The sequence below is a fragment of the Vibrio nitrifigilis genome (assembly GCF_015686695.1).
In the GTDB taxonomy this organism is placed as follows: domain Bacteria; phylum Pseudomonadota; class Gammaproteobacteria; order Enterobacterales; family Vibrionaceae; genus Vibrio; species Vibrio nitrifigilis.
Genome location: NZ_JADPMR010000001.1, coordinates 1,346,473 through 1,369,766, shown reverse-complemented (window position 1 = coordinate 1,369,766; position 23,294 = coordinate 1,346,473). Strand labels below are relative to the sequence as shown.

The window sequence follows — 23,294 nt, the reverse complement described above, 5'->3', positions numbered from 1 at the left end:
GGTGGTCATTATGAAATGGGCAAGAATTCGCACAAGTAAGTGTTTATATGTATATAAATTGTATAGGGTAAGTAGTCGTGCAAAACGAACATCTGAAGCTTTTAGGTGATTTTTTACGCATAAAGAGAGAGCAGGTTCAACCTGAATCGATTGGACTATCAAGACCTATTCGCTCTAGAGCTAAAGGATTGAGAAGAGAGGATGTGGCATACAAAGCTGGTATCAGTACCGTTTGGTATAGCCAAATAGAACGTGGGCAAGCATTGGGTATCTCGATGCAAGTTTTAAAAGCAATATCAGATACATTGCTGTTATCCCCTTCTGAGTACAAATATATTTGTAACCTAGTTAATTCAGTACCCAACGGACTACCTGTTGTTCAATCTGCGACATTAACATCAAAAACCAGCCAACTCCTGTTTCAACTAAACCCACTGCCCGCATTATTGCAAAATGAATATCTCGATATTATTGGCTCTAATAAAGCATTTGATCTCATGGTTGGGTTTTCTGTAATGGAAATCGAACCTGAAAATAGAAATTACTTGTACCTTACCATCTCAAATACTGACTGGAACAAATTTCTCAATATCGATAGCAAATCTAAGCTTGAAAGACAGATATATCGAATAGCAGGATTTCTGAGAAATGCGCTGGCAGCGAATCCTAACGACGAAAAATTAAAACTGAAAATTGAATCATTTATCTCTCAATCTCCAATATTTGTGTCTGCTTGGCAGAACAACAGCGTGCTACAGCCAGAGGAAACCTCATACACTTACAATCATGCTTCTATTGGGCATATAACGTTAGATAAACAGATATGGTGGAACATTGACGGAAACTCGAATAGCCGTCTAAATATTTATTCCCCTAGTGAAAGTATTGATGAACAGCATCTAGCAGAACTGTTTGATGCCTGAATGACGGAACCATCAACTTCAAAGCATTACTAACATTTGGTCCAAATCACTGTCTTGATAAGATCTTCAGAAAATACAGACACCTAGAATTAACATGCTGTTCTATAGTTCTTTATTTTTTCTTCCACTCATAAATTGTAGAAAGCATCTGTATAATTATAAGAGCTCAACTAGGCTCATCACCTGTTATTAGAATATGTAGGTCAGGAATCTTGAGATAAACAGTTTTAGGACAGAAATGAGTTTGCCACCATCGCCCCTATTCGGTCCCAATTAACTAAGAAAACACGGCTCCTATCAGAACGATGCTTTCTTTCCGTTCGACTGCATATCAACGTGGAAACGCCCTCTTTCTAATAAAATATGGCAAAAGCGCTCTTTGACAAACTTTGTCACATATTCTCAAAAAATCTGTTTATAGTAGTAAGGGAGCAGAGAAGTAAGAGGTTGAAATGGAAAGAGCGTATCGAATTTTGGTCGTTGATGATCACAAAGATATTCGTGATTTGTTGCAGAGGTTTCTGCAACAGCATGGCTTGCTTGTCACAACAGCTGCGGACGGGGTTGAAATGTATCAACATCTTGCTGCACAAAAGTTTGATCTGTTAATCCTCGATTTAATGCTTCCCGGTAAAGATGGGATCACTTTATGCCGAGAAATTCGCGGTGACAGTAATATCCCGATCATTATGCTCACGGCACTAGGGGAAGATGTTGATCGTATTATCGGATTAGAAGTCGGTGCTGATGATTACGTTCCTAAGCCCTTTAATCCAAGAGAATTGCTGGCTCGTATAAAATCCGTATTAAGGCGTCATTTTGCGATTCCAAATGTGGAAGAGCAGCTTGCGTCTAACCCAACTCAATACCTTTTTGCCGATTGGCAGCTCAATACCACCAGCCGTGAACTAAAAAATCCAACGCAAGTGTTGGTACCGCTCACCTCAACCGAATTCACCATGTTATTGGCCTTTTTATCGCATCCTAATGTGGTGCTTAGCCGTGAAGATCTCCTTAAATTAGTTCAAGGGCGTGGCGCTGATGTCTATGACCGAGCGATCGATACACTGATCAGCCGCTTAAGGAAGAAGATCGAAACTGATCCTAAAAAACCTCGACTGATCAAGACCATTTGGGGAGGCGGCTATCAATTTAGCTGCGAGGTAACCCATGTTTAGCTGGTATTCAAAACTGAAACTGATTCATCAAATTGGCTTGGTGGTGCTGGTCGGTTTTATACTGAGTTTTGTGCTGTCACTCTACCTGCTAAGTTACGATAAATCTCAACGGCTTAATCAGTTATCGGTATCAGGCTCACTCCAACGCGTTCTTTCAGTAGCAGATACGTTAGAGCAAACGCCGGATAATGTGCACGCTTCGATCATCACGGCTAGTCGCAGTTCTGATTTGCAACTCTCTTTAACCGACACGCCCACCATCCCTCAAAATTCTTCACCCAATGAGATGGAACAAACGATTCTCAGACGCTTAGAGCAAATTGGGGTTAAAAACGCTCACATTGAGCTCGTCACCCAAAACCAACGACCATTAATGGCATTATCCCAGCCACAACAAAATCATCGAGCCGATAATCTCCGCGGTGAATCTATGATGGATAATCGTGCCATGATGGGAAATGGAATGATGGCTAACTCATCAGCCAGTCACCGGCATAATATGGCTTATTATCGCCAAGCCAATGCGATGTTAAGTTATACCGCAACGGTCAATGGTTCGATTGAACTCTCTTCCGGCCAATGGCTTAATTTCTCATCAGGCATTGAAAGTAACATCACCCACTGGTCAACCAGCGTTTTAATTGGTTTAGCGACAGTCATGGTGCTCACCATCTTGCTCGTACTGTGGGTGGTACGCCGCGCTTTAGCGCCAGTGACTGAACTTGGTAATGCGGCACAGGCATTTGCGCGAAACAAACAAGTCTACCCCGTGAACTCGACTAACACGCCTAGAGACCTCACTCCAACGATTGATGCCTTTAACGATATGCAACACCAAGTAACTGACTATATTACCGAGCGGACTAAACTTCTCGCAGCAATCTCCCATGACTTGCGAACACCATTAACCAGCTTAAGACTGAGATTAGAATTTATCGAAGACAGTGATGATAAACAGCAAATGTTATCGACACTCAACACCATGGAAAAAATGCTCACTGCCACCATGCAATTTGCCCGCAACGATGTGCAGCGCGAACCACGTCAAATGACAGACATCAATAGCCTGTTGCAAACCATTGTGGATGAATACGATGAGAAAGGCGTCGAAATACACTATCAAGCAACATCGAGTTTAACAGCGTCGATTCCAACACTAAGTGTGCAGCGCATGATCGAAAATTTAATTAATAATGCGATCCAATATGCCGGTGACGAAGCCGATATTGATTTGTCGGTGCGACGAACTGGACAACAATTACAGATTTGCGTAGCCGATACTGGGGTGGGCATTCCCGAACACCAATTAGCCGAAGTTCTCAAACCTTTTACACGCCTTAATGAAGCGCGAGACACCGGCTCATCGAATGTCGGACTTGGACTATCCATCACCCACTCACTTGCATCCAGTTTTGGTGGTCGTTTAATGCTTGCAGCCAACTCCCCGCATGGTCTTAAAGCGACGATTACTCTCTCTATTCCACGCAATGAGTAGCCGCTGTTAGGTATCTAAACAAAATCTTAACCCAATCTTATCCCTAGCGGATTATCATAGAGATAAAAGCCGCTTCGATAATAAGTGTGATACCTGCCATACCGTACCACTTCTCTACACTGTGACGGCTTAATTTGCTTATAAAAGGACGATGTTAATGAAACTAGGCCATATACTGTCAGCCTTCATTTTTCTCGCAGGATCTCATACTGCTTTGGCTGAGAATCTTGATAACGTAAAACCGAATCAAATCATATCAGTGACACTGTCACAACTACATCCTACTCAGCCTTCTGTTGGTTACGACGAAATCTACTATAAATTGGGCCGGTTTTCCCATGAGCCTAAAAAACTTTATGACACGCTATGTGAGATAAACGGCGAGAAAGGGATTGCCCATTTTTACGAGCACTCCAAACCAACCGATGCTTCTAGCTATAAATGTAAAGAGCCTGTTGGTACTGAGCGCGATGATATGAAAACCGCAGTGATTGGTCCTGATGCAAAACTATACCTTACCGATGGTCACCACACTTTTGTAAGTTTATGGCAACTGCCTGAAGCGGGGAAAGACCTTAAAGTGCATGTCATTATCACTAAAGATTACCGCAGCGAAAGTACCACTGATTTTTGGCAAAACATGATCATGGATAATAACGCTTGGCTATTCAACCGTTACCACAATCCAATTTCATGGCATCAATTACCTACCGATCTTGAGTTAAGCAAATTTGATGATGACCGTTATCGGTCATTTATGTATTTTTCACGAGGCATCAGTTGGGATAAACCTAACCCAGCCATGCCGTATATTGAGTTTTACTGGGCTACAGCAGTGCGTACTGTGTTTGATTTGAATCAGTATGATCTCAACACTCAACAAGGTTACTTGAAAGCCTTAGCCGAAGGTGGCGATGCCATTATTCGCTTGCGTAGCCCAAACCTTGGCGGATCGGGTAAAAACGCCGTCGATCTTGGTCAATATCCAAAAGTCAGTAAAAAAGGGCTTAAGCATTTACAAAAACGCTTCAGTAAACTGAGTTATATGATCGAATACAAACAGCAACTCAGTAAGTAATGCCTATTTTGTGACCTTTTCTTCTAGTACCCACCGCCATGTAGCGTTAGCGTAAACCGTATGCTAATCGCTAGGCGGTGCATAACGACAAATATCAGTTTTAGCATTGCCCAGCACATCTCAATTGGATTGCGTAAGGAAATGCTTATGAATAACTCAACTCATGTTGCAGTCATAGGGGCTGGTGTCATCGGTTTATGCTGGGCGGCGTTATTTGCTGCCAAAGGGTACGAAGTGCAAGTATACGATCCTCGTGACGATCTCGATGATCAACTGACCCATACTCTCCCACTCTACCTAAAACAGATTCCAGACCTCCCACAAGATGTTAACTCGATATTGTCGCGCGTTCATGCTTGTCACGACCTCAAGAAAGCGACAATGGATGCTAAATACATTCAAGAATCTGGTCCTGAATCTGTGACATTTAAGCAAGCGCTTTGGGCAGAGATTGAGCAATATGTCAGCGCCGATTGTTTATTATTGTCCTCAAGCTCGGGTATCGTTGCCAGCACGCAAGGGGCGAAAATGAATAACAGTCATCGTATTGTGATTGGTCACCCGTTTAATCCTCCTCATATTCTACCCTTAGTAGAAATTTGCGCCGCTAAAACAACGTCACCGCAACTGATTCAACAAGCAACTGAGTTTTATCAATCTCTTGGCAAATTCCCTGTCGCACTGAATCATGAAAAATCAGGGTTTGTCGCCAATAGACTCCAAATGGCGCTAGTACTCGAAGCGATTAAACTGGTTAACGAAGGCGTGGTCGGTATCAAAGAGCTGGATGATATCGTGACTCATTCCCTTGGTATCCGCTGGGCAAGTGTTGGGCCGCTACTCGCTTTTCATTTAGGTGGCGGCGCAGGTGGTTTAACCCACTTACTGGAACATATTGGTGTGGGTCTAGCTAACGCAATTGGTCAGCCTGATATGCTAACCAATGACTTAATCTCTGCTATCGGTAAACAAGCGAACAACGCTTATCCTAAACGTGATTTACAGCATTATTGTGATGAAAGGGATCGCCGCCAGCAAGTAATTATCAATGATCAGAACAGCCACTAAGCTGTTGATAATAAAAACGAGGGAATGGTACAAAATATTCCCTCTCATTATTTCTATACTCGATAAGTGCCCATACCCAAGTAACCTCACTCCTACCCCAAAAATAACCGAGCTTAATTGGCATCAACTAACCAGCAACTTATTGATCTACCGCCTTGTCTTTATGTAATAGATGGAATATTGTTTTGCCGTTGTTTTAACCGAACGTTTTCGGTTAAACACTTTTTATGATTCTCAGTGCATTTATCCTAAGAGCGGCGATTGCTATGTAATCGTTGCAATGGTCTAATAGCCTTGAATCATTGATCACTAGGTAATAAGACATGCAACAGGAACACCAGCCGACTTTCTTTTTCTTTGACTACGAAACTTGGGGTACCAGCCCAGCCAAAGACAGACCAAGTCAGTTCGCTGGAGTAAGAACGGATAAAGACTTTAACATCATCGGCGAACCTGTGGTGATTTATTGTCGCCTACCTGCCGATTATCTACCGGGGCCTGAAGCCGCACTTATTACTGGAATCTCACCACAAAAAGCAATGGCCGAAGGATTACCAGAGCCAGAGTTTATTCGTCGTATCTATGATGAGCTCGCGACACCAAATACAACCAGCCTTGGTTATAACAGCATTCGATTTGATGACGAAGTGACACGTTATACCTGCTACCGTAATTTCTTAGATCCGTATGAGTGGAGCTGGAAAAACGGAAATTCTCGATGGGATCTATTAGATGTGATGCGCGCATGTCATGCATTGCGTCCTGAAGGAATCGAGTGGCCGGAAAACGAAGATGGATTTACTAGCTTTAAACTCGAACATCTATCGAAAGCTAACGGTATAGAACATGAAAATGCGCACGATGCGCTCGCCGATGTTATTGCAACAATTGAGATGGCGAAAAAAGTCAAAGCCGCTCAACCAAAGCTGTTTGATTATTTCTACAGCATGCGTAATAAACGTAAACTTAATGATCTGATCGATATCGTAAACCTGACACCGTTAATGCATGTGTCAGGCATGTTAGGTAGAGAATGCCAATACACTAGCTGGGTCGTGCCCGTTGCATGGCACCCAACGAATCAAAATGCCGTGATTGTGGTTGATTTAGCTAAAGATCCGCAGCCACTGCTCGATTTAGATGCAGATGCATTGCGTGAGCGTTTATACACTCGCCATGATGATTTAGCGCCTGATGAGCTCCCTGTTCCCGTTAAATTGGTGCAACTAAATAAGTGTCCGATATTAGCGCCAGCGAAAACACTAACTGCAGATAACGCACACGCGATTGGTATTAATCGTGAACAATGTTTGGCTCACTTAGCTACGATCAAAAGTCACCCAGAGATTCGCGAAAAACTTATCGCGCTATTTGGTGTTGAGCGTGAGTTTGAAAAAAGCAGTGACGTCGATACTCAGCTGTATGACGGATTTTTCTCTCCAGCTGATAAAGCTGCAATGGAAATTATTCGTGAAAGTGATCCCGAAGCCTTAGGTTCCCTTGATATTCAGTTTAATGACCCGCGTATTGCGCCTCTTTTATTCCGTTATCGAGCTCGTAATTACCCATGGACGCTCAATGATACCGAACAGCGCCAATGGACACATCATTGCCGAGATTATTTCGAGCAAAATCTTGAATCTTATATGCTCAATTTAGAAAACTTGGTTCATGAACATGAAAGCGATACAAAGAAAATCGCACTCTTAAAATCGGTATATCAATACGTAGAACAACTCGCCTCTTAATGGGTATTAAATTCTTGTATGCGAAGTATATATGTTAAACACACTATTTAAATATATCGTTTCATTCGCACTGATTTTCATCAGCTTAGCGATAGGAAACTGGATTCAAAAAATGCTCGGCGTGGCCGTTCCAGGGAGTATTTTTGGTATGCTCATTCTGTTTGCCTTACTGGCAAGTGGTTTGGCGCCTGTCGATTGGGTTCGTCCCGGCTGTCACATTTTCATCCGTTATATGATGCTGTTATTTGTTCCTATCAGCGTAGGGCTGATGAACCATTTTGACATGCTACTGGATAACGCTTGGTCTATTCTCGCCAGTGCTATTGGCGGCAGTGCTATCGTCATGGTGACGTTAAGTCTCATTTTAGACCGTTACCTCAATACCGATAAGAAGCCTAAAAAAGAAAAAAAGCTCCAGCGCGTCGGCGCTCAAAGCATTAAGGAGAAAGCATAATGTGGCTCATTCTTACGCTTGTGGTTTTTTTCTTATGCCGCTGGATTGCAACTAAAATCCATTCACCGTTAGCCAATCCACTGCTAATGAGTATTGTCATTTTAATTGCTATTTTGATGCTACTCGGTGTTCCTTTTGATACCTACTACGCAGATAACATTTATATCAGTGATCTTTTAGCTCCTGCAGTGGTTGCTCTGGCTTTCCCATTGTATGAACAGTTACCGCAAATTAGGGCAAACTGGCGAATTATCATGTTGGCATGTACCGTTGGCAGCATTATGTCGATGATGACAGCGGGTATTATCGCTGTATTAATGGGAACCAATATTACGCTGATTGCATCTTTAATGGCGAAATCCATTACGACTCCTATCGCGATGGAAGTATCAAAAAATCTTGGCGGCGAACCTTCTATTGCTGCCATTGTCGTTGTGCTCGTAGGCTTATTCGGCGCCATTATGGGTTATCCAATATTTAAAATGTTAAATATTACTCACCCTATTGCTAAAGGGCTTACCATGGGATCAGTTTCCCACGCACTAGGTACTGCAACGTGTGCAGAACGTGAACCTAAAGATGCCGCATTTAGTTCATTAGCGTTGGTCATGTGTGGCGTAATTACCTCTATTCTTGCCCCCATCTTTTTTGGCATTATCGTTTGGTTACACCACTTCATAGTGAATTGACCCATCAACATACTGTATTGCACTTATCTAAAGCCGAGAAACCACCGTTCTCGGCTTTTTCGTATGCGAGCGAATGAATATAGATATAGTTCACAAGTTGCACACCTGTAATCGATAACATGTGTGATCGCACTCTATTTATGTAACAAATAAATTCAATTTCAATAAAATTGTGATTTAAATCACTTATAAAAATCCTCATTTTCCTACACTAATTCTCCATAAATAAACAAGGACAGCTTATGAAAGGCCGTATTGAAGAAGCACTAAAAACGTTACCTGAAGCCATTTCCGATTATCTTTCCCCTATCGTGCTTGCCGACGATTTTGATGCAACACTATCTGCCGAGCATTTTACCCAACTATTAACGTTGTCCGGTTATAGCGATGCTGAACTGCGTATCGCTCTGCTGCCATTGGCCGCCGCTTTTGCCTATGTACCTATTTCAAACTTTTATGTTGGCGCTATTGTACGCGGGTTAAGTGGTCGTATTTATTTTGGTGCCAATATGGAATTTTCAGGAGCCCAGCTTGGACAAACCATTCACGCTGAACAAGCCGGAATTAGCCATGCTTGGACCAAAGGAGAAGAAGGGATTAAAGATCTCACAGTCAACCACACGCCATGTGGTCACTGTCGCCAATTTATGAATGAGTTAACCACAGCTGATTCCCTGCAAATCCAACTGCCAGCACGTGATAGCCAATCGCTTCAACACTATTTGCCAGAGTCATTCGGACCAAAGGATTTAGGTATCGAATCTGCATTGATGGCCAAAATCGACAATGGGCAGCACTGTGATGTTGACGAAGCCATTGTTCAACACGCACTTTCCGCGCTTAATCGCAGCCATGCACCTTACACACATAACCTGAGTGGAGTGGCGTTACAAACGCGATCAGGACGTTATTACACCGGTGCTTACGCCGAAAATGCAGCGTTTAATCCCAGCCTGCCACCACTGCAAGTTGCTCTTGTCTTAGTGCGCATGGGAGGCGAAGAATTTACCGCTATCGAACATGCCGCTTTGGTTGAAATGGCGCAAGGCACGATTAGTCACCTTGCTTGTACTCAATCAACGTTAGAAGCCATCAATCCAGACATCGACCTTGCGTACCTTGCCTTAGATTAAACTCCCTCCCTTTTAGAAAGAGGCAGTCCTATGCCTCTTTCATTGCTAACCAATAAATCGAGCGAATTTGATGTAGGCACGTCGCTCGAGACACGTTAAGATAAGCGCAGTTCTCAATCTCATCTCAGTCAATCAGTTATACAAATACGTTGCTAAACGTTATCCAAGGAATGGTATGTTTTCCCAAGTTATTGCGATTTTGTTTCCCGTCATGGCACTTGCGGTGGTCGGTTATTTGTTAGCGGTTTGGTTTAAACCCGACTTTCGCCCTCTCAATAAGATGAATTTGGTGGCGTTCACGCCTGCATTGGTATTTTCATCATTACTGCATATGAAGCTTGATATGAGTCAGCTTCCCTTAATCGGTGCGTCGCTTATCGCGGTTCTACTCCCCGGCTTACTGATGATTCCAATTTGCCACTGGGGTAACTGGCAATACAAAACTTGGGCACCACTGCATATGTTTCGTAATAGTGGCAATTTAGCCATTCCCATTTTTACTTATACATTTGGCCCACAAGCGATGCCTGCTGCTGTGATGCTAATGGTAGTGTCAACCTGCTTACAAGTGAGTGTCGGCCAAAGTATTTTGAAAAAATCTGCCTCTGTGGCACAAGTGTTCGTGTCCCCACTCTTTTTATCCGCCGTGCTCGCAATCGCGATTAACTTAAGTGGTGTCACTGTATGGGAACCACTTTATCAAGCCTCAGATTTATTGGGCCAAGCTTGTATCCCAATTATGCTATTGTCGCTCGGGTCGCAAATGACCAATATGCAATTGTCAGGGTTAAAAATTGGCATCATCTCAACCTTACAATCTCTTGCCACAGGTTTCGTCGCTTTTGCTTTGATCTATTGGTTAATCCCTTTACCAGCAATGCAAATGCAAATGATGGTGCTGTTCACGATGTTACCGCCTGCAGTGATGAACTATCTCTTTGCGGAACAATGCCAAGTGGAGCCCACCAAGGTCGCCTCTATGGTCTTGTTTGGCAATTTCTTCGCTATCGTTACCTTGCCTGCACTACTGGTGTTTGCGTTTTCATTGCCTAATAGCTGACATCAAACCGTCATAAAAACGGCTTAAATTGACCAGCTCTTGCCGCAAAGAAACGCTCACGCAAACGTTTGCTTTTTTCGTTTTTTTCAGTATGATTGCGGCTATCTTGACTAAGCCGATTAATTTTTAAAAGGATTCTCTATGTTGGGGACTGCTACCCGCGCTAACGCTACCCGTGTACTACTTCTAGGTTCAGGCGAACTTGGTAAAGAGGTAGCGATCGAATGTCAACGTCTTGGATTAGAAGTGATCGCATGTGATCGCTACGCTGATGCACCTGCAATGCAAGTGGCTCATCGTAGTCATGTTTTTGACATGCTCGACGGCGACGCGCTAGCAAAAGTCATCGCGGAAGAGAAACCCGATTATGTCGTACCAGAAGTCGAAGCGATTGCTACACCAAAACTGGTGGAGCTGGAAGCGCAAGGGCTCAATGTTGTTCCTACTGCGAACGCCACTCGCCTAACTATGAACCGAGAAGGGATTCGTCGCTTAGCCGCAGAAGAACTTTCTCTGCCAACTTCACCTTACCGTTTTTCTGATAGCTACGAAGAATTTTTAGCAGCGGTTGAATTCGTCGGTACACCGTGTGTGTGTAAGCCAGTGATGAGCTCGTCAGGTAAAGGCCAAAGTGTCATTAAAACGCCTGAAGATGTCGAAAAATCTTGGACATACGCTCAAGAAGGTGGCCGTAGCGGTGCTGGTCGCGTGATTGTTGAAGGTTTTATCGATTTCGATTATGAAATCACGCTATTAACTGTTCGTGCAGTAGACGGCGTGCACTTCTGTGCACCGATCGGTCACCGCCAAGAAGATGGTGACTACCGTGAATCTTGGCAGCCACAAGTGATGTCAGAAAATGCCCGTAAAGCTGCTGAATTTGTTGCTGAAGAAGTGGTTAATGCCTTAGGCGGTTATGGTTTATTTGGTGTTGAGCTATTTGTAAAAGGTGACAAAGTCATTTTCAATGAAGTGTCACCTCGCCCACATGATACTGGCCTCGTAACATTGATCTCACAAGATGTCTCCGAGTTTGCCTTGCATGTTCGCGCTTTCACAGGTCTACCGATTGGCTCAATCACGCAATACGGTCCTGCGGCTTCCGCGGCGCTACTAGGTAATGGTACATCACAAAACATTCAATTCAGTGGCTTAGAGGACGCGCTAGCGCTACCTCAAACTCAAGTTCGTCTATTTGGCAAACCTGAAATCGCTGGTCGTCGTCGCTTAGGTGTCGCTTTAGTCCGCGATAAAGATACCCAAAGCGCAGTTGATAAAGCCATTGATGCAATGAAAGCAATTCAAGTTCATTACAACTAAGTTCGCTTTCACACGTTGCACAGATACAAAAATAGCATGCCTTGGCATGCTATTTTTATTTTCGTCTAGGACGTAAAACGACCCACTAGGCTTTTTCAATCATCCAAACCACTTCAGAAAAACGCGATAGTCCCTTCTGCGCAATTTTTGGATGATCCTCATCTGCGATATCTTCTTGTAATATAGTAATATTCCAGTCCGCAAATAGGCGACGCACCTCTTGCTCCGGAATACTAAAAGGAGGACCACTTAACTCTTGCTGTGGGTAATCTAACGTGACGAGCAGCACCTTACCACCTGGTTTTAGTAAACGTTTAATATGCTCGACGTACTCTACTCGCATATCTTCAGGCAGAGCGACCATAGCGGCCCGATCATAGACAAGATCGACACTATCCAATGGCGCAGTAAAGAAGTCACCCGTAAAGATAGAGAGTTCATCAAACTGATACAATTCATGAGCATGATTAATTTGAGTCACCAGTGGTGTATAAAAGTGTTCAGCAAAGAAGGCCCTCACAGCTATTGGACTGAGCTCAACACCTGTAACGTCATTATGCCTTTCTGCCAGCCAAACCAAATCTTCTGACTTACCACACAGTGGCACTAGCACGGATTGCTCGCGTTGCGGATTTAACTGTGACCAAAACGTCTCCAGCAACGGGTTAACATCATCGAGATGAAACCCAATCTTATTTGACGCCCATTTACTGTGCCAAAATTCCGGATCTCTCATTAGTGTTCTCTGTCTTTTAAAGGGAATGAGCGTAAGATTATCGTATTCTCTAACCGAATCCTAGCACCGCCCTCAATCTTAACTTAACCTACTGATAGATAATCTTAATCCTGGAAACAGTCGCCATTAAACTATCCAACTGAACTGCAAAGTTTATGTCAGCATTGCGTCAAAGGGATTGTGTTTGCTCTCAATATCCTTATATATAGATATACGTGATAAGTACTCACTATCTATCAGCTTTACTTGGTGTCGAAAAACTTTAACTCCAAACTCTGACCCAACTGTGTAAGCTAAGGAGAGTCAATGAGCCTTTTATTACGTACCACGGCACTCATGCTATTAATCTTCAGCCGTGGTCCAGCATTTGCAGCAATGCCTGCAGATACTTCTGCACCAGAAAACCGAGCAGAATCTCAAAATGAAGTCAGCAGCAAACTGTTTCGTCATAGTTTAAGTGGTCTTTACGGCATTCAAACGACCAACGCGGCAATCAAACAGCCCTATGATGATTTCGATATTCTGTATACCAAAGCTCATCAAGCACAAATGGAATTAGAGAATCTTTGTAAATCGACAGCAATGCTCACTGGTACTCAGCCCCATTTTGCAGGGGTAAAATCAAAAGAGCGTGCCCAAGAGAAAATACGAGCGGAATTTGCTGGAGACAATACTCGTATTACAGACTTAGCCCGTGCAACCATCGTAGCCGATGATGTACCGAGTTTAGTAAAAGCGTATGAAATTTTGAATCGTGAAGCGACAGTGGTAAAGGTGAAAAACCGCTTTAAAAAACCAGCCCCTTCCGGTTATCGCGACTTGAATTTGTTGGTTCGTTTGCCAAAAACAAATATTGTGGCAGAGGTTCAGTTACACTTGGCAAATATTGCACAAGTAAAGAGCGGCCCTGAACATACGATTTATGAACAGGTACAGAAAATTGAACGCACGGCTCTACTGGAAAACCGTGAATTGACGGAATTAGAGTTAACCAAAATAGATCGAATACGCAGTCGCTCACAGGACTTATATCAACAAGCCTGGCAGCCATATATCACTACACAACTCCAGGCTGCTTAAATCCGTGTAAGTAACGTCACGAGGGCATACAGACCTTGCCTAATCACAAGGTCTTTATGCTCGGTCCTTATTTAGTGACTTCAATGTTCTCGACGCGGGCTTTTAATTTTTGCCCTGGGCGGAACGTTACGACACGTCTAGCGGAAATTGGAATGTCTTCCCCAGTTTTCGGGTTACGACCAGGACGTTCATTTTTATCACGTAGATCGAAATTGCCGAAACCAGAGAGTTTTACCTGTTCACCACTTTCGAGTGCTTTACGAACCTCTTCGAAAAACACCTCAACCGTTTCCTTGGCATCACGTTTGCTAAAACCCAATTTCTCAAACAGGCTTTCTGCCAAATCGGCTTTTGTGAGCGCCATAAAACTTCCCTCAAAGCTTAGTTAATCTTGCTGTCTTGATGACAGCGCCGTGGCAATAATTTGCCTTGCTGAATCAACAACATATCAGCAATACCTGAAAAGTGTATGCCAAGCTTATGATTTTCGCCAACTTTTTTTCGCAACCTAAACTGCACTTTTTAACAAAACTAGGCGCATATAATTTGATGAAAACCAACATTTGACATCATTTTTGATAATTTACCGAATATAATTCAGATAATTACCCTACATAAGTGTTATTTATTAGAATAAAATATTATTAAAAAACGAAATGTCAATTTTTCGATGCGATCAAAATTTTTAATTTCTCTAATAAATCATGGGGTTACTTGACATAATTCTAACAGTTGCGACACTTTTTCTGCGCTTGTGACATAAAAAAACAGGCTCTTGATAAGAGCCTGTTTTTCAAATTTGCGGTATAGATAACAATTAATCGCGCAAAGATGCACCAAATTTCTCACCGACGTGAGCAACAATAGCATCAACGGCAGTAGAAATATCTGCTTCTTCTAGAGTACGTTCTGTTGATTGTAGTGTCAGAGCAATAGCAAGACTCTTCTTACCATCCTCAACACCTTGACCCACGTAAACGTCAAACAGTTTCGCATCTTTTAGCAATTCACCACCAGCAGCCACACACGCTTGAACAATCGCGTCAGAAGCAACCGTATCATCAACCACTACTGCGATATCACGACGGTTCGATGGGAATTTAGATAATGAAACTGCTTCAGGAATCACGCGAGTCGCAATCGCATTCCACTCGATTTCAAACACAACAGTGCGGCCGTTTAGACCAAATTTGCGTTCAAGTTCAGGGTGAACCGTACCGATAACGCCCACTTGCTTACCGTCAACAAGGATAGCTGCCGCTTGACCCGGATGAAGAGCTGGGTGTTTTACTGCGGTAAAGCTGTAAGCTTTATCATTCGCGGTAAGATCGAGAATCGCTTCTAGGTCACCTTTAAGATCAAAGAAATCAACGGTCGCGGTATTAATATTCCAGTGTTCGTCATTCAACGTACCAGAAATCACACCCGCAAGAATTGGTTCTTGACGCATACCGTTCTCAGCCGCTTCATCTGGAGTAAAGCGTAAACCGTATTCAAATAAACGAACACGTGGTTGCTGACGTTTTTGGTTACGTACAACCGTGTTGAGCAGACCTTGGATCAGACCTAAACGCATTGCAGACATGTCTGCAGAAATTGGGTTAGGCAATACTAAAGGTTCAACATCAGGCACGATCAATTTTTGTTGTTCTGGTTCAACGAAGCTGTAAGTAATTGCTTCATGGTAACCACGGTCAACAAGTAGATCACGTACGCGTTTAAGCGGCAAGTTTGCTTCTTTGTGCAAGTTCATGCTCAAGCCAGCAACAGGCGCTTGGTTTGGAATATTGTCGTAACCGTAAATACGGCCAACTTCTTCTACAAGATCTTGTTCAATCGCGATATCAAAACGCCAGCTTGGTGCGGTTGCAGTCCAACCTGCATCAGTGCTTTCTACAGAAAGACCTAAGCGCTCTAGAATCTCTACGACGTCAGCATCTTCAACATGATGGCCTAAAAGGTCATTCAGTTTAGTGCGACGCAGTGACACTGTGTTTGCTGTTGGCAATTCTGCGCTTGCTTCTGTTGCATTAACAGGAGCAACGTCACCACCACAGATATCAATCAATAGCTGAGTTGCACGTTCCATTGCCGCGTATTGCAGATCAAAATCCACACCACGTTCAAAACGAAGTGAAGAATCAGTGTGCAACCCGTATTCACGTGCACGACCACGAATCGCTGCTGGCGCAAAGAATGCACATTCAAGTAATACGTCTTGAGTGTCACTGCTTACACCTGAGTGTTCACCGCCAAAGATACCTGCAAGAGCCAGTGCTTTCGCTTTATCAGCAACAACAAGTGTACCTTCTTGGAGTTCAGCTTCAGTACCGTCGAGTAGCGTCAGTTTTTCACCTTGCTCGGCTAAACGAACGACGATGCCACCTTCAATCTTCGCAAGATCGAATGCGTGCATTGGCTGACCTTGTTCAAGCATCACGTAGTTAGTCACGTCAACGATAGGATCGATAGAACGAATACCACAACGGCGCAATTTCTCTTGCATCCACATTGGCGTAGACGCTTTCACGTTTACGTTTTTAACTACGCGGCTTAGGTAACGAGGACATGCAGCTGGCGCTTGAACGTCAACTGAAACAGTATCGTCGATAGTGCTTGGTACTGGTGATGTTTCTGGAGCGTTCACGTCTGCACGGTTTAATACGCCCACTTCACGAGCTAGACCACGAATACTGAAACAGTCTGCGCGGTTAGCCGTTAAGTCAACATCGATAGTTACATCGTTAAGACCTAAGAATTCACGGAAATCAGTCCCTAGTACTGCATCTTCCGCCAATTCCATGATGCCATCAGATTCAACATCGATTCCTAGCTCTGAAAATGAACACAGCATACCGTGCGAAGGTTGTCCGCGAAGTTTTGCTTTTTTAATTTTAAAATCACCAGGAAGAACGGCACCAACCGTTGCAACAGCAACTTTGATACCTTGACGACAGTTTGGCGCGCCACACACAATATCCAGCAGCTCTTCAGCACCGATATCGATTTTAGTTACGCGCAATTTGTCTGCGTCTGGGTGTTGTGCACATTCCACAACTTTACCCACTTTCACACCTGTGAAGTCGCCCGCTACAGGAAGTACGTCATCGACTTCCAAGCCAGCCATTGTAATTTGATGAGTAAGCTCGTCAGTTGTCACCGCAGGGTTAACCCACTCACGAAGCCATGATTCGCTGAATTTCATAGTGTTTCTATCCCTCTTTGGGGCCCCTGATTACTTGAACTGTTTGAGGAAACGAAGATCGTTTTCGAAGAATGCACGAAGGTCGTTTACGCCGTAACGCAACATAGTAAGACGTTCAACGCCCATACCAAATGCGAAACCAGAGTATTTTTCAGGGTCGATACCTACACTGCGAAGTACGTTCGGGTGAACCATACCGCAACCTAGAACCTCTAACCATTTACCGTTTTTCCCTTTCACGTCCACTTCTGCAGAAGGCTCTGTGAATGGGAAGTAAGAAGGACGGAATCGAACTTCTAAATCTTCTTCAAAGAAGTTACATAGGAAGTCGTTCAAGATACCTTTTAGCTGAGCGAAGTTTACTTTCTCGTCAACCAACATACCTTCTACTTGGTGGAACATTGGAGTATGAGTTTGGTCGTAATCGTTACGGTAAACACGGCCAGGTGCGATAAAACGCAATGGTGGCTGATTGTTTTCCATCGTACGAATCTGTACACCTGAAGTGTGAGTACGAAGCATCAACTTAGGATTAAAGAAGAAGGTATCGTGATCAGTACGTGCTGGGTGATCTTGTGCAATGTTCAGAGCATCGAAGTTATGGAAATCATCTTCAATTTCTGGGCCAGACTGAACGGTAAAGCCTAGCTCACCAAAGAAGCTTTCAATACGTTCGATTGTACGAGTGACAGGGTGTAAACCACCATTTTCGATACGACGACCAGGCAAAGTCACATCGATCGTTTCTGCTGCCAATTTCGCTTCTAGTTCAGCACGTTGCAGAGCGTCTTTACGCGCTACGATCGCTTGTTGAACCGCGCCTTTAGCTTTGTTGATTTCCTGACCAGCAGTGCGGCGCTCTTCAGGTGGCAATTTACCTAGGCTTTGCAGTTGAGCAGTTAGCTCACCTTTTTTGCCCAAATACTGAACACGCACTTCATCGAGTGCGACTAACGACTCAGCAGCCTCGATGGCAGCGGTCGCGTTAGCAATAATCTCTTGTAGATGTTGCATTGTTTCCTCGTCTGCTAATGAGCAGTTTCCTTTAGGAACTCAAGAGCGAGTTCCAAGGGTCCCGACAGAGTGTCCAGACGGGTACCCGATAGGTTGACCGTAAGGGATTCTTGGGGTATTTCAAATAGCTGTACATAGTACCGAAAGCGGCAGTTAAAGCCAAATGAAATGCGCGCCAAAGCCTAATTTCGGCCACTCATTAACCACTATCGAGACAAAAAAGAGTAGATTGTTAAATCACGTAACTGCTAACCTTTGTCGATACTCTTTTTGACTCACGTAATGAAGAGTCGAAATTAAACGTCCACCCCATTTTCTGTTTTCTGGATACGGAGATCATATGCAACTAGAAATAATTCCCATTGATTCAAGTCACAACCTTGCGATTTGTAAGATAATTCAGCAAGTTGGTGCTGAATTCGGTGCAATTGGGGATGGATTTGGCCCCTCAGATGATGAAGTGTTGGCGATGAGTGAACATTACCACCCCGATCAAGGTAGCCAGTATTTTATTGCATTAATCGATGGAAAAGTGGTCGGCGGCGGCGGTATTGCCCAATTTGGCAGTGAGCCAGACTGTTGTGAATTACGAAAGTTATTTCTTCTCGCTGAAACTCGTGGGTCCGGTCTAGGCCGTAAGCTCGCATCAACCTGTTTGGACTTTGCTAAAGAGCAAGGTTATCAGTCCTGTTATCTCGATACGCTCAAAACCATGACAAGCGCGATCAAATTATATGAGTCACTGGGGTTTAATCGCCTAGTATCTCCTAAAGCGGGCACTGAACATAACGGATGTGACGTGTGGATGGAGAAACAGCTTTAGTTTTATTCACCAAGATATGAAAACGCTTTGTGACCTCAACCTGCCCTGTAATGACGCTCAGAACGTCGTTACTTACTTTATTTCATATACGAAAAAGCCCTGACCGAAAAGTCAGGGCTTCAATGTTTGGAGCGACACACGAGGTTCGAACTCGTGACCTCAACCTTGGCAAGGTTGCGCTCTACCAACTGAGCTAGTGTCGCATAGTAACGATGTTATCGTTACCTTGTATAGATGGTGCCCCGGGCCGGACTTGAACCGGCACAGCGCGAACGCCGAGGGATTTTAAATCCCTTGTGTCTACCAATTCCACCACCAGGGCACGCAATTCTGTTGCGATGCCTTTACTGAAAAAGTAAAACACCATCTGATACCGAACTTATGTTCCATATCTTTTTATTTGGAGCGACACACGAGGTTCGAACTCGTGACCTCAACCTTGGCAAGGTTGCGCTCTACCAACTGAGCTAGTGTCGCAAATGGAGGCGCGTCCCGGAGTCGAACCGAGGTCCACGGATTTGCAATCCGCTGCATAGCCCCTCTGCCAACGCGCCTTCGTAACTTCAGTAAGCTTGGCGTTTATCGCCTTGCTCCTGAGTACGGGAATGCATTCTACGGATTCGATGCAGCGAGTCAACAGAATTTTTTTCAATTTTATGTCGTTTGGCTACTTTACAGCCAAAGAGGCTGTTTTCGGTTAAATTCAGAGCAAAAATAACCGAATTTTCCAAGAGATAAGTCACACTAAATCAAAATAACTGAACCGTAGCGTGAAAAGATCAGCCTTGTATGAACCACTTAAACGAAAAAAGACGGAACCTTGTCCGTCTTTTTATAAAATAGGTGTATTAAACCGATTTACATACTGTCTTCACTCAAGAGATCATCTTTAGCAGCCATCAGGTACTGGACCATTGACCAGTAGGTCAGCACTGTTGCCACGTAAATGGCAATATAACCTACCCAAACCATCCAATTGTCGTAATGCCAAATCAGCACCCAAAGTGAAAACATTTGGGTCAGTGTTTTTACTTTACCAATCCAAGATACGGCCACGCTCGAGCGTTTGCCTATTTCGGCCATCCATTCACGCAATGCTGAAATGATAATCTCACGAGCAATCATAGTCACTGCAGGGATAGTAATCCAAATAGTGTGGTAATGTTCTGTGATAACAATTAACGCCGTCGCGACCAACACCTTATCGGCGACGGGATCGATAAACGCGCCAAAACGAGAAGTCTGGCCCAGTTTTCTCGCTAACATCCCATCTAACCAATCGGTAAATCCGGCCACCCAAAACACCATGGCAGCAGCAAATGGTCCCCAACTAAAGGGAAGATAGAAGGTTACGACAAAAACTGGTATGAGAAAAAGTCGTATTAATGAAAGAATATTCGGAATGTTCAAACGCATAATTGTAAGCTCTTATCGGTAGCGCGTTTATGTTGCGGCATTTTCATCATGGTTTCAATGCCTGATAAATGTTTTCTGCCAAAGAATGGCTAATCCCTGGTACTTTGGCTATTTCTTCAACACTTGCTCGTTTAAGTTCTTGTAATCCCCCCATATATTTTAACAACGCCTGGCGACGTTTTGGTCCAACACCTTCAATGCCTTCCAACGTACTGGTTCGGCGTGTTTTACCACGTTTCGCACGGTGTCCCGCTATAGCGTGGTTGTGGCTTTCATCCCGGATGTGTTGAATCAAATGTAATGCTGGCGCATCACTAGGTAAATGTGATTCATGACCATCGGTGGTAATCAAGGTTTCTAACCCTGGCTTACGGGTTACCCCTTTCGCAATACCGATTAAACGCGGCCTCTTGGGCCAATCTTCCCAACACTGCTGCAAAATCTCATAAGCTCGATTTAACTGCCCTTTACCACCATCGATAAAGATAATATCAGGGATTTTATCCACTTCTAACTGTTTAGAGTAGCGACGTTCGAGGACTTGTCCCATCGCCGCATAATCATCGCCACCGGTGATTCCCGTAATGTTGTAGCGACGATATTCCTGACGCACCGGTCCTTCTTGATTAAACACCACGCATGATGCAATCGTGCTCTCCCCCATCGTATGGGAAATATCAAAACATTCCATTCGTTGGATAGATTCCATGTCCAGTTCTTCTTGCAACGCTTTAAAGCGCTGGCTGATCGTCATTTTATGGTTGATCTTGGTCGTAATCGCGGTTAGTGCGTTGGTATTGGAAAGTTTGAGATAACGCCCACGAATTCCGGTTGGATTGACATGGAAATGAATTTTTCGCCCAGCGACCTCTGTCAGTGCATTTTGTAATGCCGACACATCTTCAAACAAACCTGAATTAACAATGATACGAGTTGGAATGGTGCGAGCCTCATTGTGACTCAAATAGTATTGAGTCAAAAAGCTATCGAACACTTCTTCTTGTGTCGTATTGTGTGGCACTTTAGGGAAATGACTGCGGCTACCGAGCACTTTGCCTTGGCGTATCATTAAAATATAAACGCAGGCAATACCATTTTCTTGAGCAAAGCCGAGCACATCCATATCTTCCATGCTGTCGTCAGACACGTATTGCTGTTCTTGTACTCGACGAATTGCGTGGATTTGATCGCGAAACTTTGCGGCATCTTCAAACTTTAATGCCGCACTCGCCCGCTCCATCTTACTGACTAAGGTTTCCAGCACTTGCTGATCTTTACCTTGTAAGAAGAGGCGCACCAAATTAACAAGTTCAGAGTATTGTTCATCGGAAATCACTGAACTGACACAAGGTCCTGCACAGCGTCCAATCTGATACATCAGGCATGGGCGAGTTCGGTTACTGTAAACCGAATCTTCACACTGACGAACAGGAAATATCTTTTGGAGTAAATGCAGCGTTTCTCGTACCGCCCCAGAATCTGGGTAGGGGCCGAAATATTCACCTTTGCGCTTTTTAGCACCACGATGTATCGAGATGCGCGGATGTTTATGACCGCTAATAAAAATATAGGGATAAGATTTATCATCACGCAATAATACATTGTACTTAGGTAAGTACTTTTTAATATAATTATGCTCAAGGATGAGGGCTTCGGTTTCGGTATGAGTCACCGTCACATCTATCTTGTCGATGTGAGTAACCAGTGCGCGAGTTTTCTCGCTATCGATCGTCTTACGAAAATAACTCGACAACCTCTTTTTGAGGTCTTTTGCTTTACCAACATAAATAACTTCAGCCTCAACGTTATACATACGATAAACGCCAGGCTGATTAGTTACTGTTTTTAAAAAGGATACGGAATCAAAACTCGGCACTACAACTTCTCTGTGTCCAGCATTCCATGACGAATCGCTAGGTGAGTCAGTTCCACATCACCACTAATATCTAATTTAGAAAAAAGACGGTAGCGATAACTGTTGACTGTTTTAGGGCTCAAATTTAACTGTTCTGAAATGTCCGTTACTTTCTGACCTTTGGTGATCATCATCATGATCTGAAGCTCACGCTCGGACAAATCTGCAAATGGATTTTCTGAAGCCGGTGAAAATTGGCTTAGTGCCATTTGCTGCGCAATTTCAGGTGAGATGTATCTCTGGCCGCTATTGACGACTCGAATGGCATTGACCATCTCATCGGGTGCAGCCCCTTTGGTTAAATACCCAGCAGCCCCAGCTTGCATAACTTTCGTTGGGAACGGGTTTTCAGTATGTACGGTTAAAACGATGATTTTAACGTCTGGATTTAGGCGCAAGATTTTCTTGGTTGCTTCCATACCACCGATGCCAGGCATATTCATATCCATGAGCACCACGTCAGCATGATTATTACGACACCATTTTACAGCGTCTTCGCCACTATCAGCTTCCCCTGCTACATTTATTCCACGGACGTCTTCAATAATACGTCGTATCCCTGTGCGAACCAGTTCGTGATCATCTACAAGGAAAACACTTATCAAACTTGTATCTCCACACTTATCTATCGGCTCTGCATTCACTCAGCAAGAAAGTGAATGGCAGGATGTTCGCCTATTGTAACTTAAATAAATTCATTTTGCTTCGTACGAATATGTGCTTAAACGCAAAGTTTCGCAAGCACTTATTATCACGAATTAGCGCTTTTAACTAAAAATCTCATTTATCAGTAAATCACATAATAGTGATACCTAATATTAATGAAGCAGCGTCCCACCAATAGCAGGCGCAATGCGAAATAACCGTTCATGAAATTTAACCAGTACCAAAAAACCATATTTGTTATGATTAAGGGTAAAAATGAACTTTATCGCCTAAAATGGGCTGATTTACCACAC

General features: G+C 43.7%; 20 protein-coding genes and 4 tRNA genes. 13 read left to right on the top strand and 11 right to left on the bottom strand.

All coding sequences use genetic code 11. The features are described 5' to 3' along the window. Positions 1-77: 77 nt before the first annotated feature. The 11 genes from I1A42_RS06155 (at position 78) to purT (ending at position 12,146) form a co-directional block, all read left to right on the top strand. Positions 78-923 carry a helix-turn-helix domain-containing protein gene (locus I1A42_RS06155; protein WP_161156750.1) on the top strand — a complete coding sequence of 282 codons (846 nt, stop codon included), beginning with the start codon at positions 78-80 and terminating at the stop codon, positions 921-923. Between the two features lie 452 nt (positions 924-1,375). Beyond that, a complete protein-coding gene (locus I1A42_RS06150; RefSeq protein ID WP_161156749.1) occupies positions 1,376-2,101 on the top strand; it encodes a response regulator in 726 nt (241 codons plus the stop codon). After that, entirely contained in the window at positions 2,094-3,596 is a 1,503-nt protein-coding gene (locus tag I1A42_RS06145; RefSeq protein ID WP_161156747.1) for a sensor histidine kinase, read from the top strand. Before I1A42_RS06150 ends, I1A42_RS06145 begins: the two co-directional genes overlap by 8 nt. 157 nt (positions 3,597-3,753) lie before the next feature. Beyond that, positions 3,754-4,674 (top strand): ParB/Srx family N-terminal domain-containing protein, encoded by a 921-nt coding sequence (locus I1A42_RS06140; RefSeq protein WP_161156745.1) that lies wholly within the window; start codon positions 3,754-3,756, stop codon positions 4,672-4,674. A gap of 147 nt (positions 4,675-4,821) precedes the next feature. Then, a complete protein-coding gene (locus I1A42_RS06135) occupies positions 4,822-5,742 on the top strand; it encodes a 3-hydroxyacyl-CoA dehydrogenase NAD-binding domain-containing protein (protein WP_161156743.1) in 921 nt (306 codons plus the stop codon). 323 nt (positions 5,743-6,065) lie between these two features. Beyond that, positions 6,066-7,490, top strand: a complete 1,425-nt coding sequence (gene sbcB, locus I1A42_RS06130; protein ID WP_161156741.1) for an exodeoxyribonuclease I — start codon at positions 6,066-6,068, stop codon at positions 7,488-7,490. A 31-nt stretch (positions 7,491-7,521) separates the two neighbouring features. After that, entirely contained in the window at positions 7,522-7,944 is a 423-nt protein-coding gene (locus I1A42_RS06125; RefSeq protein ID WP_161156739.1) for a CidA/LrgA family protein, read from the top strand. After that, positions 7,944-8,633, top strand: coding sequence for an LrgB family protein (locus I1A42_RS06120; protein WP_161156737.1), 690 nt, complete (start codon positions 7,944-7,946; stop codon positions 8,631-8,633). Before I1A42_RS06125 ends, I1A42_RS06120 begins: the two co-directional genes overlap by 1 nt. A 242-nt stretch (positions 8,634-8,875) precedes the next feature. Further along, complete coding sequence (gene cdd, locus I1A42_RS06115) at positions 8,876-9,766, top strand: cytidine deaminase (RefSeq protein WP_161156735.1); 891 nt, start codon at positions 8,876-8,878, stop codon at positions 9,764-9,766. Positions 9,767-9,941: 175 nt separating this feature from the next. Next, the gene (locus I1A42_RS06110) at positions 9,942-10,826 is read left to right on the top strand and encodes an AEC family transporter (protein ID WP_161156734.1); all 885 of its coding nucleotides are present in this window, start codon (positions 9,942-9,944) and stop codon (positions 10,824-10,826) included. Positions 10,827-10,967: 141 nt separating this feature from the next. Further along, on the top strand, positions 10,968-12,146 hold the full coding sequence (gene purT / locus I1A42_RS06105) for a formate-dependent phosphoribosylglycinamide formyltransferase (RefSeq protein ID WP_161156732.1): 1,179 nt from the start codon (positions 10,968-10,970) through the stop codon (positions 12,144-12,146). A gap of 85 nt (positions 12,147-12,231) precedes the next feature. On the opposite strand, the gene I1A42_RS06100 is transcribed toward purT, so the two are convergent. After that, a complete protein-coding gene (locus I1A42_RS06100) occupies positions 12,232-12,882 on the bottom strand; it encodes a thiopurine S-methyltransferase (RefSeq protein ID WP_161156730.1) in 651 nt (216 codons plus the stop codon). Between the two features lie 306 nt (positions 12,883-13,188). Here I1A42_RS06100 and I1A42_RS06095 point away from each other — a divergent pair, with 306 nt between their 5' ends. After that, a complete protein-coding gene (locus I1A42_RS06095; RefSeq protein WP_161156728.1) occupies positions 13,189-13,962 on the top strand; it encodes a RelA/SpoT domain-containing protein in 774 nt (257 codons plus the stop codon). 67 nt (positions 13,963-14,029) lie between these two features. Here the strand turns inward: I1A42_RS06095 and ihfA are convergent, their stop codons facing one another. The 3 genes from ihfA to pheS form a co-directional block, all read right to left on the bottom strand. Continuing rightward, a complete protein-coding gene (ihfA, locus tag I1A42_RS06090; protein WP_161156725.1) occupies positions 14,030-14,326 on the bottom strand; it encodes an integration host factor subunit alpha in 297 nt (98 codons plus the stop codon). A 453-nt stretch (positions 14,327-14,779) separates the two neighbouring features. Beyond that, positions 14,780-17,167, bottom strand: a complete 2,388-nt coding sequence (pheT, locus tag I1A42_RS06085; protein ID WP_161155447.1) for a phenylalanine--tRNA ligase subunit beta — start codon at positions 17,165-17,167, stop codon at positions 14,780-14,782. Between the two features lie 30 nt (positions 17,168-17,197). Continuing rightward, positions 17,198-18,181, bottom strand: coding sequence for a phenylalanine--tRNA ligase subunit alpha (pheS, locus tag I1A42_RS06080; protein ID WP_161155445.1), 984 nt, complete (start codon positions 18,179-18,181; stop codon positions 17,198-17,200). A 340-nt stretch (positions 18,182-18,521) separates the two neighbouring features. On the opposite strand from pheS, the gene I1A42_RS06075 reads away from it, so the two are divergent. After that, positions 18,522-19,004, top strand: a complete 483-nt coding sequence (locus I1A42_RS06075) for a GNAT family N-acetyltransferase (protein ID WP_161155443.1) — start codon at positions 18,522-18,524, stop codon at positions 19,002-19,004. A gap of 127 nt (positions 19,005-19,131) precedes the next feature. Here the strand turns inward: I1A42_RS06075 and I1A42_RS06070 are convergent. From I1A42_RS06070 to uvrY, 7 genes are all read right to left on the bottom strand, one after another. Continuing rightward, positions 19,132-19,207, bottom strand: a tRNA-Gly gene (locus I1A42_RS06070). Between the two features lie 32 nt (positions 19,208-19,239). After that, a tRNA-Leu gene (locus I1A42_RS06065) sits at positions 19,240-19,326 on the bottom strand. A 79-nt stretch (positions 19,327-19,405) separates the two neighbouring features. Beyond that, positions 19,406-19,481, bottom strand: a tRNA-Gly gene (locus I1A42_RS06060). Positions 19,482-19,484: 3 nt separating this feature from the next. Beyond that, a tRNA-Cys gene (locus tag I1A42_RS06055) sits at positions 19,485-19,558 on the bottom strand. Positions 19,559-19,862: 304 nt separating this feature from the next. Beyond that, positions 19,863-20,420, bottom strand: a complete 558-nt coding sequence (pgsA, locus tag I1A42_RS06050) for a CDP-diacylglycerol--glycerol-3-phosphate 3-phosphatidyltransferase (protein ID WP_161155441.1) — start codon at positions 20,418-20,420, stop codon at positions 19,863-19,865. 46 nt (positions 20,421-20,466) lie between these two features. Beyond that, positions 20,467-22,296: an excinuclease ABC subunit UvrC gene (gene uvrC, locus I1A42_RS06045; RefSeq protein ID WP_161155439.1), complete on the bottom strand. Its 1,830-nt coding sequence runs from the start codon at positions 22,294-22,296 to the stop codon at positions 20,467-20,469. Further along, complete coding sequence (gene uvrY / locus I1A42_RS06040) at positions 22,296-22,940, bottom strand: UvrY/SirA/GacA family response regulator transcription factor (RefSeq protein ID WP_161155437.1); 645 nt, start codon at positions 22,938-22,940, stop codon at positions 22,296-22,298. Before uvrY ends, uvrC begins: the two co-directional genes overlap by 1 nt. Positions 22,941-23,294: the final 354 nt, after the last annotated feature.